Origin of the sequence: Arthrobacter sp. CG_A4 (assembly GCF_035985125.1) — a bacterium.
Classification (GTDB): Bacteria; Actinomycetota; Actinomycetes; order Actinomycetales; family Micrococcaceae; genus Arthrobacter.
On record NZ_JAXCID010000032.1, the window covers coordinates 1 to 17330 of the forward strand.

The 17330-nt window shown below is 68.5% G+C and carries 16 protein-coding genes; 7 read left to right on the plus strand and 9 right to left on the minus strand.

Annotated elements, in window-relative coordinates:
* Positions 1-569 precede the first annotated feature (569 nt).
* Together ykgO and RCH07_RS13505 are read right to left on the minus strand one after the other, a co-directional pair.
* Positions 570-692 carry a type B 50S ribosomal protein L36 gene (ykgO, locus tag RCH07_RS13500; RefSeq protein ID WP_283536582.1) on the minus strand — a complete coding sequence of 41 codons (123 nt, stop codon included), beginning with the start codon at positions 690-692 and terminating at the stop codon, positions 570-572.
* A gap of 20 nt (positions 693-712) precedes the next feature.
* Positions 713-1825 (minus strand): GTP-binding protein, encoded by a 1113-nt coding sequence (locus RCH07_RS13505; RefSeq protein WP_326967992.1) that lies wholly within the window; start codon positions 1823-1825, stop codon positions 713-715.
* A 181-nt stretch (positions 1826-2006) separates the two neighbouring features.
* Between RCH07_RS13505 and RCH07_RS13510 the strand changes: the two genes are divergently transcribed.
* From RCH07_RS13510 to RCH07_RS13530, 5 genes are all read left to right on the plus strand, one after another.
* Positions 2007-3146, plus strand: a complete 1140-nt coding sequence (locus RCH07_RS13510; protein ID WP_326967993.1) for a FecCD family ABC transporter permease — start codon at positions 2007-2009, stop codon at positions 3144-3146.
* Complete coding sequence (locus RCH07_RS13515) at positions 3143-3943, plus strand: ABC transporter ATP-binding protein (protein ID WP_326967994.1); 801 nt, start codon at positions 3143-3145, stop codon at positions 3941-3943. The genes RCH07_RS13510 and RCH07_RS13515 overlap by 4 nt, the downstream gene beginning before the upstream one ends.
* A 38-nt stretch (positions 3944-3981) precedes the next feature.
* Positions 3982-4995: an ABC transporter substrate-binding protein gene (locus tag RCH07_RS13520; RefSeq protein ID WP_326967995.1), complete on the plus strand. Its 1014-nt coding sequence runs from the start codon at positions 3982-3984 to the stop codon at positions 4993-4995.
* 129 nt (positions 4996-5124) lie between these two features.
* Entirely contained in the window at positions 5125-5412 is a 288-nt protein-coding gene (locus tag RCH07_RS13525; protein WP_326967996.1) for an ArsR/SmtB family transcription factor, read from the plus strand.
* A gap of 38 nt (positions 5413-5450) precedes the next feature.
* The gene (locus RCH07_RS13530; protein WP_326967997.1) at positions 5451-5606 is read left to right on the plus strand and encodes a zinc transporter permease; all 156 of its coding nucleotides are present in this window, start codon (positions 5451-5453) and stop codon (positions 5604-5606) included.
* Between the two features lie 80 nt (positions 5607-5686).
* On the opposite strand, the gene RCH07_RS13535 is transcribed toward RCH07_RS13530, so the two are convergent.
* The 7 genes from RCH07_RS13535 to amiA form a co-directional block, all read right to left on the minus strand.
* Positions 5687-7357 (minus strand): amino acid ABC transporter ATP-binding/permease protein, encoded by a 1671-nt coding sequence (locus RCH07_RS13535; RefSeq protein ID WP_326967998.1) that lies wholly within the window; start codon positions 7355-7357, stop codon positions 5687-5689.
* The gene (locus tag RCH07_RS13540; RefSeq protein WP_326967999.1) at positions 7354-9099 is read right to left on the minus strand and encodes an ABC transporter ATP-binding protein/permease; all 1746 of its coding nucleotides are present in this window, start codon (positions 9097-9099) and stop codon (positions 7354-7356) included. Before RCH07_RS13540 ends, RCH07_RS13535 begins: the two co-directional genes overlap by 4 nt.
* Positions 9086-10339: a hypothetical protein gene (locus RCH07_RS13545; protein ID WP_326968000.1), complete on the minus strand. Its 1254-nt coding sequence runs from the start codon at positions 10337-10339 to the stop codon at positions 9086-9088. The genes RCH07_RS13540 and RCH07_RS13545 overlap by 14 nt, the downstream gene beginning before the upstream one ends.
* 93 nt (positions 10340-10432) lie before the next feature.
* Positions 10433-11824 (minus strand): YcaO-like family protein, encoded by a 1392-nt coding sequence (locus RCH07_RS13550; protein ID WP_326968001.1) that lies wholly within the window; start codon positions 11822-11824, stop codon positions 10433-10435.
* Complete coding sequence (locus RCH07_RS13555) at positions 11821-12903, minus strand: CocE/NonD family hydrolase (RefSeq protein ID WP_326968002.1); 1083 nt, start codon at positions 12901-12903, stop codon at positions 11821-11823. Before RCH07_RS13555 ends, RCH07_RS13550 begins: the two co-directional genes overlap by 4 nt.
* Positions 12900-13649: a hypothetical protein gene (locus tag RCH07_RS13560; RefSeq protein ID WP_326968003.1), complete on the minus strand. Its 750-nt coding sequence runs from the start codon at positions 13647-13649 to the stop codon at positions 12900-12902. Before RCH07_RS13560 ends, RCH07_RS13555 begins: the two co-directional genes overlap by 4 nt.
* 82 nt (positions 13650-13731) lie before the next feature.
* Entirely contained in the window at positions 13732-13833 is a 102-nt protein-coding gene (gene amiA / locus RCH07_RS13565) for a streptamidine family RiPP (protein ID WP_326968004.1), read from the minus strand.
* Between the two features lie 103 nt (positions 13834-13936).
* On the opposite strand from amiA, the gene RCH07_RS13570 reads away from it, so the two are divergent.
* Both RCH07_RS13570 and RCH07_RS13575 read left to right on the plus strand, forming a co-directional pair.
* Positions 13937-15184, plus strand: a complete 1248-nt coding sequence (locus RCH07_RS13570) for a hypothetical protein (protein ID WP_326968005.1) — start codon at positions 13937-13939, stop codon at positions 15182-15184.
* Positions 15185-15186: 2 nt separating this feature from the next.
* Positions 15187-17067: a prolyl oligopeptidase family serine peptidase gene (locus tag RCH07_RS13575; protein WP_326968006.1), complete on the plus strand. Its 1881-nt coding sequence runs from the start codon at positions 15187-15189 to the stop codon at positions 17065-17067.
* The last annotated feature ends 263 nt before the right edge of the window (positions 17068-17330 follow it).

Genomic DNA, 17330 nt, shown 5'->3' on the forward strand with positions numbered 1-17330 from the left:
GCCGGGCCCCCTTCCAGAAAGGAGACCCGGCCTCCGCGCCGTCACGACGCAAACCTGCGGAACCGGCGAACCGCTACCGACCCACGCACCTAGGAGAACATCGAGGACCGCTGGCTGATCCACGCCGCCCAACCATACGGACGGTCCGGTCACTCCTGTAGCTCCGTCGCGACGGGCCACCGCAGCGACAGCCCCGCTGGCGCAAGCGCCCAGGCATTGGGCGGAGACGAGTACCGCGCCTCGACTGGTCGTGATTGTCGACCGCAACCGATCAGCACCATGTTGACCATCGGCGAGCCGGTGGAGCGCATCGCATCGGTGGCCTTCACACAGCGCAATGAGGGGACCGTCGGCTCCAGGACCGGTAGTCGGCGTGACCTTCTTGCGTTGCATGGCAGACACCTTTTCTGTCCAGTTGAGGACGCGTTCGTCGGGTCGAGTTCCGGTTGACATTCCAGGCGGAGAATCCAGTGTTCACGTGTTCGAGGTCGGCTTCGGGCTCGGGTTCAGGCCGGGCCGCCAGTCAACGGTGTCATGGGGGCTTCCTGCCGATTGACGGCCGTGGACGGTCAGCCCTGGCGGGCTTTCATGCGGGGGTTTTTCTTGTTAATGACGAAGGTTCTGCCGCGGCGGCGGACCACCTGTGCTCCCGGCATGTTCTTCAGGGCGCGCAGCGAGTTCCGTACTTTCATGTGTTGCTCCTTTGTTTGGTTTAGTGGGTTGTGGTGAGGCCGAACGGGTCGTGCAGGCCGGCAAAGCCGGCAGCTATTTCCGCGTCGGTAAGTTCGCAGTCTGCGAGCAGCCGGGTGATCTCGGCCGCGTCGATGTCTTCGCCGGTGACCGCGAGGACGGTCCCGCGGTCCATGGCGTCAGGGCGCCCGTCCAGTCGCGCGCCGGCGGCGTTCGTCCGGTCCGCCGCGGGACGGGGCGTTTGCCCGGTCAGCCATGGCCCGGTGTTCTCCAGCCAGACGCGCGGTCCGATGCCCTGGACGGCGATCCGGCATTCAGGGGCCGCCGCTATCCACAGCCGGCCTCGGAGCCAACAGCATCCCTGCGCCAAGGTGGCGAGTGCGTGGCGGAACCGCTCGGGATGGAGCGGACGCTCGACCCGCCGGGTGACGGTGCTGAACGGGGAAGCGGACGGCCCGGCGGGGACCCGCACAGCGCCGGGAATTGACCTGGCCGTTGCCTCCGCGTAGTCGTGCCGGCCCGGGCGGATGTCGGAGGCATTCCCGGTGATGACGGCGTGCGGGGCCAGTTGCCCAAGCAGTTGCACGCCGCGGGCGCGCCCGCGCGGATCCACCGGAACCAGGTCGGGGTCGGCCAGAAGGACAGTGTCGCTGAACGCGAGTTCGCCAATCAGGAATTCTCCGGGGGTCCTCTGATCATCGGGGACGGCGGTGAACCCGGACTCAAACACGGTGTGGTGGTCCCAGATGTGGTCCTCGAGGGCATCCGGTGCACAGGCCAGCACGACTGAATCGATGGTGAACCGGTGCGAGAGTCCGCGCTTCAGGGCGTTGACGGCCGTTGACGCGGGGACCGCCGGCGGGAGGCCGATGATGATGTGGTCCTCGCCCAGGGCCAGCAGCCGGTCGATGGTGGGAACCACGTCCAGGCGCACCGTGCAGCTCAGGCAGCCGTGTTCCAGGAGGGTTTCTTCCCGCTCGACCGGCCCGGGCCGGCCGAAGACACGGCGGATGACCACACCGTTTTCCAGGAGGTCGTGGAGAACAGCGACGGCCGCAGGGTGCTCGGCGGCCAGGGCCTCGCAAGCCTGTTGGCGGCATAAGACGTCGAGAGAGCTGACAACGGTTAGATGCATACCCCCACCATAATGAGAATTGTTCGCATTAGCAATGCAGCGCCAGTTCCACCTCTTCGACGCCGAGGGTGAATGCCTGGACGCCGCCGGCGCCGGTCGGATAACAGGATCAACGGTGTCGGTATCGCGGACACCGAAAGTCTAAATGCAAGTGATTCTCATTTGGGATACGATGCAGGGCGTGACTGGATCTCCCAATGCCTCCGAACTTGCCTCTCGAACACCTCCTGCCCACTCCACGCCTGGCCCGGCGGGGCTGCAGCTCTTGGGGAAACCACGTTTTCTGGAACGCTGCCTGGTTCCCGCACTGCTGATCGGCGTCGTGCTTGTCCTGGTGGTTTCCGGCAGCACGGGACCGCTGAAGACGACTATGGGGGAGTCCTGGCAGATTGTGACCGGGCACCTCGTCCCCGGGATGCCGTGGATGGTGGACGGCTCTGTGTCCGTGGCGCAGGACCAGGCCGTGTGGAACTTCCGGCTTCCCCGGGCGCTGCTGGCCGGAACCGCCGGGGCCAGCCTGGCGCTGGCCGGCGCTCTGTTACAGGCGAACGTACGGAACCCACTCGCTGAGCCCTACATCCTGGGCGTTTCGGCCGGAGCTGGCGTCGGCGCGGTGCTGGCGATTGTTGCCGGCTCCACCGCTGTCGCGGGCATCGGCCTCAATGCTGCCGCTTTCGCCGGGGCGGCCATCGCCACGGTCCTGGTCTACCTGCTCGCGAAGCAGGGCGGGGTCATCGCCCCCTCCCGCTTGATCCTGGCAGGTGTGGCGCTCGGTTCGCTGCTCTCCGCCGTCACGAACTTTCTGACTATCACCACTGATGCTCAGAACGTGTACAGCGTCCTCTTCTTCCTGCTCGGCAGCGTCTCCGCGGCCACCTACCCTCAGTTGCTGCTGCCCGGACTCAGCCTGCTCGCCGTCTCTGTTTACGCCATGCTGCGATCCCGCGCACTGAATGCGCTGCTGGCCGGGGACGAGACCGCGACGGCCCTGGGTGTCAACGTCCAGGCGATGCGCCGGACACTGCTGCTCGCCACGGCCCTGCTGACCGCGACCACCGTGGCCGTGTGCGGCGGGATCGGCTTTGTGGGCCTGGTGGTCCCGCACGCCGCGCGGATGGCAGTCGGTTCGGACCACCGGCGGATGCTGCCGGTCACCATCTTCGGCGGAGCCCTGTTCCTGATGCTCGCGGATCTGCTCGCCCGTACGGTGGCTCAGCCGGCCGAGATCCCCATCGGCATCCTGACGGCCGCCGTCGGGGCTCCGTTTTTCCTCTGGCTGATGCGCGGCAGCGGAGCGAACCGGGCAGGGGTAAACCGGTGAAGGTCACCTTCGACGATGTCAGTGTCTCCCTTGGCGGTACACCGATCGTCCATCACGTCAGCCTGGACGTCCCGACCGGCTCGGTCCTGGGCCTCCTTGGCCCGAACGGCTGCGGTAAATCAACGCTCCTGCGCACCCTGTACCGGGTCAACAAGCCTTCCGCCGGGACCGTGCGGGTGGACGGCGATGACGTCCGGCGGCTCAGTGCCCGGGACGCGGCCCTGCGCATCGCCGTGATGGCACAGGAATCCAGCCAGGAATTCCCGATGACAGCCCGTGAGGTGGTGATGCTCGGCCGGGTGCCGCACCAGCGCGGCTTTGGCGCCGACTCGGCCCGGGACCTCGGGCTGGTGAAGGAAGCACTGCACGACGTCGGGGCCTCCGCCCTGGGGCATCGCTACTTTGCGGGGCTTTCCGGCGGGGAGAAGCAACGTATCCTGCTGGCCCGGGCGCTGGTGCAGGAATCGCCTGTGCTGGTGCTCGATGAACCCACCAACCATCTGGACATCTCCTTCCAGCTCGAGCTCATGCAGCTGGTGAGCGGACGAGGCCTGACCGTTCTGGCGGCGCTCCACGACATTAACCTGGCGGCCGAGTTCTGTGACCACGTGGCCGTGCTGAAGGCAGGCCGGCTGCAGGCGTTCGGTCGGCCCGACGACGTCCTGGACGAAGGCCTCATCCGGAGCACCTTCGGGGTGGACTCCAGGAAACTCGTCCACCCCCTGACCGGACGGGCGCTGATCGCCGTGGCACCGCCGTCGAAGATTTCCGCGGCCCCTTCCGCCGCATCCCGCTGAACCCACCAACGCTGAACCACCAACACCGGAGGCAATCCATGAATAAACTCATCATCCCGCGCAAAACCGCGGCACTGCTCGGCTCTCTAACCCTGGGCAGCACCCTGCTGGCAGGCTGTGGCCAGGCTGTTACGTCCACCGCGGCCGCCGAGCTGCCCGGCAAGGACGCAGCGACCATCCAGAATTGCGGACGCACCCTGTCCTTCGGGACTGTGCCGCAGCGTGCCGTGTCCATGACCCCGGGGCAGTCGGAGCTCATGGTCAAACTGGGCCTGGCCGACAAGGTAGTGGCCGAAGCCCAGACGAAGGGCGGCGAACTTGTGCCGGAGCTGAAGGCCAGCGGCGAGGTCAAGCAACTGAGCGATCAGATGCCGCCGTCGAGGGAAGTCCTGCTGGGCGTAAGCCCGGACTTCGTCTACGCGCCCACGGGATATGAGTTCACCGCGGAGCAGGGTTTCGCCAGCATTGAGCAGCTTAAGCAGGCCGGCGCAGAATCGTACATCGCCACCGCCGGATGCATGGAGCGGCGCAGCAGCGCAGAGGTGAAGGACCTGCTGACGGACATCGAGAACATCGGGGCCGTGTTCGGCGCCGGAGAGCAGGCCACAGCTGTCCGCGGGGAAGCCGCGGAGGCGTTGTCCCGTGTGGAGAAAGCCGTGGCAGGAAAGGAGCAGCCGAGCGTCGTGGAGCTGTTTGTGGAGGGCAATACGATGGCCGCGATCGGCGCCGGCATTGAGTACGACATGATCAAGACCGCGGGCGGCAAGAACGTCTTCAGCCCTTCGGACCCGGCGTTCGCCAAGTTCTTCTCGGCCGTCATCTCCCCGGAAACGCTGGTTCAAAAGGACCCGGAGGTCATCGTTTTCACCACCTTGGACAAGGCTCACGAGGATGCCACCCGAGCGTTCCTGCGGGAGAAGTTCCCCGAGATGGCAGCGGTGAAGAACAGCCGGATGGTGGCCATCGATTCCGACGACGTCATGCCCGGCACCTGGGGCAATATCCGCGCCGTGGAGCAGATCGCCAAGGCGCTGCACCCGGACGCTTTCTAAGCGTCCAACAGCAGGAGAGCCTGACGAAGAGCCTCGGCCGGATAATTCCGGCCGAGGCTCTTCAGTTCCCGGGCGATTACGCGGAAAGCCATTGTCAAACACATAAGAGCGTGCTTATATCTCTATGTGATGGCTGGCGAGAAATCCCTCTCGGGGGCGGCAGAGTTGTTCAAGGCTCTCTCCGCGACTTCGCGCCTTCTCATCCTGTCCGCGCTTGCCGACGCGCCCTCGTCCGTGAGTGCCCTGGTTGGGGCAACACAGTTGTCCCAACCCTTGGTCTCCCAGCACCTGCGCCTGCTCAGGGGGATCAATCTGGTCACAGCGACAAAGTCAGGGCGCGAAACCATCTACGCCCTGACCGATGACCATGTGGCCCGTGTCATCCAAGACGCCATCGCTCACAGCCAGGAAAGCTAGGCGCCGCTCTCGCTCCGGCGCCCGCGAAGGAGAACATCATGACCGAGGAAGTCAAGGCAGAACATACCCTCGCCGAGCACCAGCACGGCGGCCCGGACTGCACGCACGAAGCGGTCCAGCACGGCGACCATGTGGACTACGTTCACGACGGCCACAAGCACGCCGAACACGAAGGCCACTACGACGAACACTGAGATCCGGCAGTGACGGGGCCCACGCGCACGCCGGAGTCCCGTCACTGCATGCAGTGGCGGGCGTTTCCTGCTGGTTGCAGTTAGTCGCCCAGCACCAGCCGGCGGTCGCATGCCGCCAGGGTGGATTCCCGGTGCGAGATCGTGACCACTGTAGTCAAACCGGACAGCCCGGCCACGGCTTCCATCAGTGCTTGCTCCGATGCCGCGTCCAGGCTTGCCGTGGTTTCATCCAACACCAGCACCTTGGGCTGGAGCAGCAGCGCCCGGGCCAGGCAGAAGCGCGCCCGTTCCCCGCCGGACAGGCTCATGCCCTCTTCGCCGATCACCGTGTGGACGCCTTCGGCCCAGCGTTCACCCAGCAATGGCAGCCCTGCCCGGTGCAGCGCCGCGAGCACCTCCGCCTCCTGTGCGTCCGGCAGGGCCAGGCGCATGTTCTCCAGAACGGTGCCGTGGAAGACGCGGGCGTCCTGCTCCACAAGCGTCACGCAGCGCCGGAAGACGGATTCGTTCACGGCCCAGGCGTCCACGGCCTGCCCGGCACGGGAGACCAGGGAGATGCTTCCGGCATCGGGTGCCCACAGCCGCAGCAGAAGCCGGGCCAAGGTCGACTTCCCTGCCCCCGACCGGCCGCTGATCCCCAGGTGTTCCCCGGGTGCCACGGACAGGGAGACGGGGCGCAATGCTGCCGCGCCGCCGTCGTACGTGAACGCCACGTCCTGCACCTGAACGCCCAGGGGACCGTCCGCTTCGAGGGTTGCCGCTGTGCCCGCGACGGGGGTCTCGGACGGCAGACTGATCCCTTCCATGACTCGCTGGGCGCTGGCGCGGTGCGGCTGCAGTTGGGTCACGGTGGCCACTCCTTCGGCCACGGGTGCCAGCAGGGTCAGGGTGCCGGCCACAAGGGCAGGAAGCCAGACAGGATCCAGCGCGGGCTGGGACGCAGCGGCCAGGAACACGGCCACCACGGTCCCGAGAACGCACAGCTCACGGAGCGAGCCCGCCAGCGCGAGTACCGCATTGAGCCGCCGCTGCACATCGTCCACGGCCCGGGTGCGGTCCGCTAGCTGGCGCTGTGCATGTTCCTGCAGCCCGAATCCGAGGATCTCGCGCGTACCCGCCAGCAGGTCCACGGCCAGGACGGACAGTTCGGACTTGGCCTGCTGCACCCGGGCACCCAGGACGGATCCTTTCCGCAGGCCGGGGATCGTGACTGTGACCAACGCTGTGACCCCCAGCAGGAGCGCCCAGGCCAGGGCGGGTCCGACGGCCAGCAGCACGGCGAAGCCGCCAAGTAGGAGCAGGGCTGCGCCCGCCAGCTGGGCCACGGTGTGCGCATAGAAAAACTCCAGCTTTTCGACGTCGCCCATGGCAGTCGCGGCGAGCTTGCCGGTGTGCTGTCCGCGTTTCCGGGCCGGCACGCCCCGGGAAAAGCCATCGAACAACGCCATCCGCAGCGCCGCCAGGATCCGGTAGGCAATGCTGTGCGAGAGGTCCATCTCGTGCCAGGTCAGAACGGCTCGCAGCAGCACAGCCACGGCACCGCCGAGCCACCATCCCGGCTGGGCGACCTCTCCCAGGACCACAGCCAGCGCCACCACATACGATCCGATGACGGCCAGCGCGATCAGCGCCAGGTTGTTCAGGATGCCGACGACGGCGGTCCAGGCCACGCCTGCCCACTCGTCGGCCATGTGCGGAACCAGGGCAAGAAGAGGTGACCTTCGTAGAAAAATCGGGGCTGTGGTGTTCACTGTGGGGCTCCTTCGAGCAGGTTTCCGGGGGATGCCGGGTCCCCGGGGATTGCTTCGCGCAAGACGCCGCCCTCGAGCCGGAGCACGGTGTCCGCAGCGGCCAAGACCTCGGGGCGGTGGGCGATCATGAGGACGATCTTTTCCCGGGCCTGTTCGCGCAGCCCGTCCATGACTTCGGCGGCAAGACCGGCGTTCAGCGCCGAGGTGGGTTCATCGAGGAGCAGCACGGGCCGATCGGCCAGCAGGGCGCGGGCGATGGCGAGCCGTTGGAGTTGGCCGCCGGACACAGACCCGCCGGCTTCGCCGAGGACGGTGTCCAGGCCCTCGGGCCAGGTACTCAGCTCGTGGCCCAGCCCCGCCTGACCCAGCGACTGAAGGAGGTCACTGTCCGTGGCATGCGGTGCCACGGCCAGCAGGTTGGCCCGGATGCTGCCGGGAAACAGGTAGCTGCGCTGGGAGACCACGCCGACGTCGTCTGGCTGCAGGGCCCGTCCGTCCAGCATCCGGTTCCCCTCGGCCTCCAGGAAGCCCAGGATGATGTCGAACAGTGTGCTCTTTCCGGCGCCCGAAACCCCGGCCAGGGCGGTGATGCCGCCCCGTCGGATCCGCGCCGAGGCGTCGCGGAGGACCCAGTCGGCATCGTCGGCGAAGCGGAAGAAGAGAGAGTCAAGGATGAGCGTCTCGGGACGGTGGGTGGCCGGAACCGCGACGGCGGCCGCTTCCTCGCGCTTAATCGCGTCCGCGCCGTCGCGGTCGTCTGTGGTTGGACCGCCTGCTGCGTCGATGCTGCCGAGCGCCGACAGACCCAAATACCCGGAATGCCATTGCCGGGCGAGGTCGCGGACGGGACGGAACACCTCCGAGGACAGCAGCAGGGCGAAATACGTCAGGCCCGGGTCCGGCACGGCAGGCAGCGGCCCGGCCCCGACGGCGGCCAGTGCGGTGAGCGCGGCGGCTGCCAGCAGCCCTGCCTGGATGCCGAAGTCCGCCAGCGCGGTGTCTGCCAGTGACGTGCGCATGGTGGCGACGGTGGCGCGGTGCAACTGATCCGAGCGGCCCTTCAGCTTCTTTCGGACGCGCGGTACGGCGTCCAGGATCTTCAGGGTCCGCATGCCCTGGAGAGCTTCGAGGAAGTCGGCGCTGAGTGCCTCATAGGAGTCCCAGTGCTGCTTCCCGCGGTTGGCCAGCAGCTTGCCCCAGAGCCGGGGAGCGCCCACCGCGAGGATCACGGCCATGGCCAGTGCCCCGGCGAGCAGCGGGTTCAGCCAGGCCAGGCCGGCCAGCAGCAGCGGGCACAGGAGCTGGAGTTGGAAGGCGTGCGGGATGTACTGGGTGATGTAGCTGTCCACGCCGTCCACGCCTTCGCTGAGCGCCAGCCGCCGCGCGCCGCCGCGTTCGGAGGTGTCGCTCAACCGCTCCGGCCGCAGCAGCTCTCGGGCCAGGCTGCGTCGCAGGTCCAGCCGGACGGCGGCCCCCAGGGAACTCGCCAGGCGGCTGTGGAGCTGCTGCAGGGCAAGGCGCCCCAGGCCGCACGCGAGCACCCCGGCGAGGTACGGCGCAACGCCCGGCTGCAAACCGGGCTCCGCGCTGCGGATCGAGTGCACCAGTCCGCCGAGGGCCTGTGCCAGGAACCAGGCCTGGAGCCAGTAGCTCGCGGTGATGGTGCACAGTACGGCCGTGACCGCGGCGAGCCTGCCCCGGTGACCGCCGGTCATGGCCAGGAGTCTGCTATTGACCAGCATGTGGGGTCCTTTCTGGTGGGGTGCCGGCGGTGAATCCGAGTCCGTGCAGGGTGGTCCAGCCGTCCTGTGTGCCGGTCCAGCCGCCGATGGGGCGGAAATGCAGCGGAGCGTCGGCCGCGAGAGCGGTGTAGAGGATGTGGGCGGAGAGTGAGGCGGCCCACCACATCCCCGTGGGGTCCGGCGGCGCGGATGTCTGGAACAGCAGCATGCCGTCCAGGTTCCGGATCCACTGCTGGCCCGCGCACTGATCGGCGAGCAGCGGGTCCTGCAGTAGAGCGTCGTCCAGCGGAAGGACCCTGCAGGATGCGGGTTTCTTGAGCGGAAGAGTTGCCAGCGCCTGTTCCAGCAGTAACCCGGCCAGTTCCCGCGCCGGGATCCCCGTGGCGGACGAAGGGCGCCCGACGGCGGCGCTCCGCCGCCGCGCGAGCTGACTGGCCGTCACCCCCGGAAAGCCGTGGAACGGCAGACTTCCGCCGGATAAACCGGGGCGGTAGTCCCCGATCCAGTGGGCCGCGGGGGCGAGGCTGCGCGGCCGGCGGTCGGCGCAGCGCGATGGTGCTGCGCCGGCGCCCGCGGCCAGGTGTTCGAGGGTGGGTAGTGTCCCTGCGGCGCCGAGCGCGACGGCTGCCAGTGCAAGCTCGGGTGCGGTGTCGGGCCAGCGGGCCTGCCACGCTGAGTAGTCCGGCAGCCCAAGCGCCGCGGCCAGGTGCTCCGGGCCGCCGGGCGGCCACTCCGCCTCGATCCCCAGGGCTGCGGCGTGGTGGACCAGCGCCGCCACGGCATAGGCCGTGTCGGCGAGGGCCAGCGGCCACGCGCGGTGGTGGTACTTCGCGGCAGTGCGCTGCGGCAGTGCGGTGAACACGACGACGGCGCCCGTCGCTGTGCCAGTGGTGCCTCCCGCAGCACTGCCTGCCATGCCGGTGTCGCCCCGGCGCACCAGCAGGCCGCGGTCGGCGTCGAAGGCGTAGGCGCCGGGCGGGACATCGCAGCCGGCCCCGCACAGCACATGGAGCTGAACGGGATAGCAGGCCCCTGCCGAGGGGACCGCGCGCTGCCGGATGGTCCCCGGCAGGCCGGTGGCAGGATCGGCATGGAACTGACCGCTCCACCAGAGGGCGCGGAGCATCGCCAGCGCCGGGACCCGTCTGGGCCCGCGTCCAAGAACACGGTCATCGCCAAGCGGGACGCCCCAATGGCTCGGTCCGGCCCAGCTGTTTTGCCGGGGGCCCGGGTGGTCCATGGGCCCAGGTTCCTCCCCGGACCAGGCACTGGCGAAGATGCCGGCAAACGCCGTCCCACTGTTGGGACAAGCTCCGTTGATGATCACGGCGGACTACATGTGCGGCGGTGGGGCGAGGGTGAAGTCCCCCGGCCCGACCGGCGGTATGGTGCGCCAGCCGCGGCTGAGAGCGGCGTCGGCGAAGCGCGTGCAGCCGAGATAGGTGAAGGCGGCGGGCGCGTTCGGAACGAGACCGCCCACCACTGCGCGCACCACGCTGAGTCCGGTCAGAGCGACGTCGGGCGTGGTCAGCTCGCGGGTGTAGACGCTGTGGCCTGCCGCCTCGAGCCTCCGATAGACCTCGGGCATGCCTACGTGTTCCACGGCGCCGAGCTCGACGGTTCCCCCGGCGGGTTCGTTGAAGCGCCCGGCCATGCCGTGCAGCCGCGGGTCCAGCCAGAGCTGCACGTGGGCGCCCAGGTCGCGGACGGCCTCGAACTGTTCGCCGGCGTCGTCCAGGTAGCGGCGGTCCTCGCGGTGCTCCAGGTACAGGCCGCGGGCCATCAGACCGGCCTCCACCGCCTGGAAGACCCAGCCGTCTGCGGCTGTGGCTCCTTGGGTGTAGATCCAGGTGTGCACGGCCTCCAGTACGGCCTTGCGGGCGGCCTCGGCGGGGTCGTTCTTGCAGGAGAAGCCGGCAGCGTACAGGCCGGTCTCCGGGTCGAACACCAGAGCCGCCATGCACGGCGCGAACTCGCTGGGCATTTCCACCACCCAGTACTGCAGCCGGCAGCCTGCCATGGCCTTGGCCAGCCCGGGCACGCTTTCGGGCCGGATGCCGCGGGTAGGGCCGTCCAGGTGCCACCACAGTTCCAGGGCGTCGCGTTCCACGGTTTCCAGCACAGCCCGGTCTGTCGCGTCCTGGCGGCCCTGGCCGGTGGCGATGCCCGCGTAGTTGAGGTGGTGCAGGCGCGGCAGACCGCGGAAGCGCTGTTGCCGCCAGTTCAGGTAGACCAGGCTGGCCGGGAACCACAGCTCGGCCTGGTCGGATTCGCGGGTGCAGGATGCCCAGAGGGCCTCGGTGTCGTCGTCGAGGTTCCGGTACGGGAAGCCCTTGCGCGCGAGCTGCCAGGGGGCGAAGCGCGGCAGTTCGTCGAGCGGAACGGCGGTGTGCCCGGCGGTGCGCAGTTCGTGCGCTGTCCCGGTGAAGTGCGTGCCGTCCCCGGTCTCTGCCGGGATGAAGTTGCCGCAGTAGCGCTCCATTCCCTCGGCGACGGCGGCAATCCAGGCCTGCCGGCTGTCGCCGAAGGTGGTTCCCAGGGAGACGCGGTCGGCCGGCCAGTCGCCGAGCCAGCGCGCGTTTGAGACCTCGGCTGTCATGGAGGTGTAAGCGGGCGGCGCGTTGTCCGGCGTGAGGACCGGGCGCACCCGACGGATGATCCCGGTCTGTTCGTCCACCAGGGTGTGCAGGGGGAGCAGGCCGAGCCCTTCGGCTGTTGTGGTCATGGTTCTCCGCGGGGTAGCAGGACTGGGGCAGGGACGGACTGGGTCTCGTGGGGCACCCGGTGCGGGGCGGCGGATGTGGATGCCCGGCGGAGGAGACCGTCCCGCTCGGCCGGGAGCCAGGCATAGCCGGTCTCAGGCGCCAGGCTAAACTCCAGGCTCTCCGTGGCTGGCGTTCCGTTCCGGATCGAGGCGAGGAAGTCCTGGATGCGTGCCATGAGGCCGCCGTCAGCGCGGAGCTCGGCTGCGGTCCCGGCGTCGAGATCGCCTGCGAGACGGTGGCCCCACGGCCCCCACAGCAGACCCGTCATGCCGCCCGACCATGCGTCTGCCATGGCGAGTGCCTCGGCGGCAAAGAAGTCGTTCTGGCCGGAAACGAGCAGCAGCGGCGTGTTCCTCCTGCCGTAGCGAGCTTTGAGATCCGTGCGGGGGGCGGACCACAGCCGTGCCCAGGCCGCCCGGGCACCGGGACCGTATTCCGCGTCGTGGACGAGCTGTTCCGGACCCTGTTTCGCCGCGATGCGGCAGCGGCGCCCCAGTTCGGCGGGTGCCAGCGGCGGGGCTGATTCACGGCCGAAGCCATGCATGTGCCACCAGCCAATCCTGTCGCCGAACCGGGGCGTGCCGTCAGGGTCTCTGGCGGTTTCGAAAAGGCCCAGCGCCGGGACCATGGCCACCACGGCCGCTGCCCGGATGGCCGAGCCGCTGGTTTCGAGTGTGCGGGCAGCTTCCAGGGCGCAGTGTGCATCGTATGAGGCACCGGCCAGTACAAGAGGTCCGCGGAGCAGCCCGGCCCGGGCCAGTGATGCGGCGGTGGCGGCACCGTCGTGGCCTTCGCGGGCGTAGGGGTGCCATTCGCCGGTGGAACCGTAGCGGCCCCGGACGTCCTGGACCACGACGTCGTAGCCTGCGCGCTGCCAGGCGCCGGCCTGCGCCCCGTATTGTCCGCGGCCATATGGAGTGCGGATCAGGATGGTCCCCTGGGTCCGGCCGCGCTTGGAGCTGTGGTAACTGTCGGCGGCGAGAATTACCCCGTCTTCCAGCGGGAATTCAAGGTACCCGGGCCATGAGCCCCCTGTCATGGGAGGGGTACCGGGAGCGGTGCGGGCTCAGGGAACGCCAGCACGGGGTGGTCGCTGGCCGCGAGTGTTGCAGTGTCGAGCCTCCAGAGCGTTCGTCGGAGCGATGACAGGGCAGGGGCGTCCTGCTGCCAGGCCGCGATGGTGGTCAGGAGCCGGGCCGTCAGAATCGTCATCGCGGCGGCCGGGATGCCCGCGGGGCCGGCGGCGGCGGCCGGGGAGGCGTCCAGCCACGCGCGGAGTTCGGAAGCAGCTGGTGAGGCTGCGAGCCGGCGGCGGAGGACTTGTGTCCCGGTGGGATCCCGCGGTCCCATGGCCAGCGGGTCGACGAAAAACAGTTCCCCCTCGCGGTAGCAGCGCAGGACTGCGGTGCCGGCGGCGGGGAGATGGTCAAGTGTGCCGCGATCCTGCGGTGATCCGGGGATGTGGAGCACGAGGCCGGCCGACAACGGAATGTTGTTGGCGCTTTCCATGACCGTGGCGGCACGGCCGCTGAGGGCCTCTGCCAGCTCCTGCCGCCAGGACTCGGGGGCCAGGATTCCGATGCTTTCGCGCCCGAGGCGGGGGCGGATCCTGGCCTCCCGGCGTTCGGCCAGTTCTGCACGCACCCGCCCGGCCAGTCCACCTGTAAGTTCCACGTCCGCCGTAGCGCCGGTAGTGGACAGCGGTACGCGCAGGAAAACACCGTCCCCTGAACGGACCGTGGTGCGTCCGTTGACGTCGAAAGCGTCGATTATCTGGCTGTGCATTGGCTCCCTTTCCGGGGGTGCGGTGAATGCGGGCGGACTAAGGGGGCGGGCACGCCGGCGCGCCCGCCCCCTGGCTTAGTGACTAGTCGAACGGGTTTTCGACCAGGGCGTTCGAGTGTGTTGCCGACAGGTGTGCCAGCTGCTCGGTCTCTTCAACTTCAACCAGGACCTTGGTGTTCTCCATGGGTGGTCTCCTTTTCAATCGGTGTTTGATCGCTGCCGTTGTGGCAACACCGCCACACTATAGTTAATGAGAATCATTCTCAAATTGTTGTTGGAGAGGTGCCATGCCACGCGAAATTCTTGTCGTTGCAGATCAGAAGGCCGGAACGGTCCAGTTCCTTGACACCGTGTCCGGGGCCGGGGTGGGGCGGATCGAGGACGTGGTTCTCGCCGAACACGCCGGGATCCTGCCCTTAGGCGGCGGGCGGTGCGCGTTTGTGGACGATGCCGGCGGAACCGTGATCATCGCGAATCCCTTCGACACAGGCACTCCTTTCGGAGGCTCTGATCCTTCCGGGCATCCTGTCCAGCACCGGATCTCCGTTGCCATCCCTGGCGAGCACCTTGCCTGCGACCCCGCCGGGCGCTACATCGCGGTGACAACGGGTCTCGGCCAGTCATGGGAACCCTGGAGCGATCTGCTCACCGTGGTGGATCTGGCCGCCGGCGGTGGCCCGCGCTCGCGCCGCGTCCGCACCCGCGCAGGCGAGCCCGGAGTCGTGGTGTCGGAAACGCCCGACGGGCCCCGTGCGGTCCTCCGCCACCGGGAACCGGGCGGCATCGAGTCCCTGTCGCTCGAGCGGATCCTGAACGAGGGCGTGCACTGCCCCCAACTGCGAGGTGAGGTGATGGGCAGGATCTCTGACGACGGTCACGGAGACGCCTACGACCCCGCCACAGGGACCATGTTCGTGGCAACGGACCGCGGCATGGAGCGCTTTGATGTCCGCAAACAAAGTCCGGAAGTGCTCGAAACGCTGCCGTGGACGGCGCCCGGGCGGGCCTATTTCCTGCGCTTCTGCCCACGGCGCCGCATCCTCGTGGCGGTGCTGCGCGAGGGCGGAGACTACCCGCGGGAGTGGGACTCCTGGCGCAATGCGCTCTGGATCCACGACGTCGACTCCGGGCTGACGCGCACCGCAGCCGTGGGCGATGGCCTGATTTTCCGGTTCGCCCTGACCGCCACCGGGGCCGCCGTCGCGAGGGTCCATCCCGATGGCGACGACCTCACTGTTCTGGAACTCGGCTCCCTGACAGAACGTGGCCGCTGGGTCCTCCCTGACATGGATCAAGCTCCCCGGCCGGGCCGTGAGCCGTGGGACAGCGCCGACCGGCGGGCCGTGGCGGCCTCGCCGTCGTCGGAGCTCGTCGCGGTGACCCGGGGCGGGCACGGCGAACTGCACCTGGTGGATACGGCCCAGCCAGGGTCACCGCTGCGGACCATTGCCGCGGACACACCGCTGCGGGACGGCGGGCACCTCGGGTGGTTGTCGTCCACACAGGCCGCTCCCGAAGACACGGTGGGACGGTGAGCATGGCGGTGAATTCACCAGATCCCGGGATGCTCCCCGGTGCCGGGCTGCACCGGTACTTCCGGAATCGGCTCCAGCACTGGGACAAAACCCCCAGACAAGGAATCCCGCAAATCGCCGGCAGTATCGCGGTCCACTTGTGGCGCGGGCCCGCCGACGATTTCGCTGCTCTGTACACGGTCCCGGAAGCGCAGTTGAGGGAGGCCTGGGACGTGCAGACGGGCGCAGGCGGCCAGACGCCCCTCGGCACCAGGATCCCGGCACCGCCGAACACCGTGGTCCGCGGCTTCTCGCTGTCTCCCGACGGTCACAGGATCGCCGCCCTCCTGAGTCCGCCGCACAGTGAACTCGCACAGTTGTGGCTGCTCGCCCCCGACGCGCAGCCTATACCGGTTCCGGGCGTGCATGGCTGGCATGGGGAACCGGTCTGGGCCGCCACTGAATCATCCGTATTTGTGCTGACTGGGAAACCGCCGTTGCAAGGAATTCTCCGCTGCCCGGTTCCGGCCTTCGGGGCCGGAGCAAGACCCGACGTCCCGGACGCCGTCGGGCCTGAAGCGCTCGACTTTCCCGCCGAACTCACCTCCGAACGCTCGGGCATTGCCGGGCACCGTCTGTCCCTGCGCAGCCGCGGCGGCAGGCTGCAATTGCTGGCTCGGACACCCGGTGCCGGCGTCCGCCTCTGGGAGCTGAATGGCACCGAATGGCAGAGGCTGGACGCGGACCCGCCGGTAAACCCTGTTCCTCCGCATGGCCGGATCCTTGCCGCTGCGGAGGCCCCCGGAGGCACAGTGCTTGCCGTGGAGCACGACGGCGGCACACGGCTCACCCTGGCTGGCCGCCCGCTCCTAAAGCTCTCCGCTGCGGAACAACTTGCGGCGCTGGCAGTGACGCGCCACTCCGGTGGTGCCGCATTGTGGGTCGAGACGGCCTCGCCCGAACGGCCGTCAGGGGTGGTCAGCATCCCATTGCCGCCGCACGTGGCCGGCCCACATGGCACGGTCCGAGAACCGGCCGGCGCCCGTTTTGTCCACCTGCGCCTTCTCGCGACGGCGAGCGACGGCGTCGACATCCCGCTGCTCATCTCGGCTAGGGCCCAGGACCTGGACGCCCGCAACAGGCCGCTGCGGCCACGGCCGCTCATCCTGAGCTGCTACGGCGGGTTCGGCGTCAGCCACCGCACAGAGCCTGAGCCCAGCGTGCCCGCATGGCTGGAAAGCGGCGGCATCTACGTGGCGGCCCAACTGCGCGGCGGCGGCGAACTGGGAAAGGCCTGGCACGAGGCCGGCCGCGGCGTCAACAAGCAGCGCACCATGCTGGACCTCATCGACGCTGCCAACTCCCTCGCCCAGCAGGGGTGGACCAAGCCTGAAATTCTCGTGGCCGTGGGTGCCTCGCACGGCGGACTCGTGGTGGCCACGTCGGCGCTCATGGCCCCGGCAACCTTCGGGGCAGTCATCGCGGTGGCCCCGGTGCTGGACACCGTCCATCTGGACCGGCACGGTCTGGGGCCGCAATGGCACCACGAATTCGGCGCCGACGGTGAATGCCCGGACACCGTCCGCGCCGCCTACTCACCCCTGCACCTGTTGGCCCGAATGGAGACGGCCGCGCACCTGCCCCCGCTCCTGTGCTGCGTCATGGGCAAGGACGAACGCGTCGACAACAGCGCCGCAATCGAGTTTGTGGACGGCATCCGCCAGCGCGGCGGGCGGGCCTGGCTATACCAGGAGAACAACAGCGGACATAGCCACCGTGCAGCAACCGACGTCCTGGAGTTCTCGGCAACCGTGCTGGCATTCGCGGCGACACCCCGACGTGATTTCCCGGCCCTGTCACCCGCCGCGGCGACGTGGCATGGCTACGCTTTGCGGCCGCAATGAGCCATGCCATGGGATCCGGTCAAAGTCAGAGCGCAAGCCGCAGAGGCCACGATCCACAGCCAAGACATGACGAGCTCGCTGTAGACCCTGCCGGCTCGCCCATTTTCTGGTGGGACAGACCGGTGGCGGGCGTGAAGGATCGTCGAGCAGGAATAGACCATGACCAGGTCAACTCTGCTGCTTGTGCATCACGGGCCGGTGGTGAAGCTCCAGGCCGTGGCTTGGAGTGGATTTCCGGCGGCGTCGAGGATGCTGCCCTACAA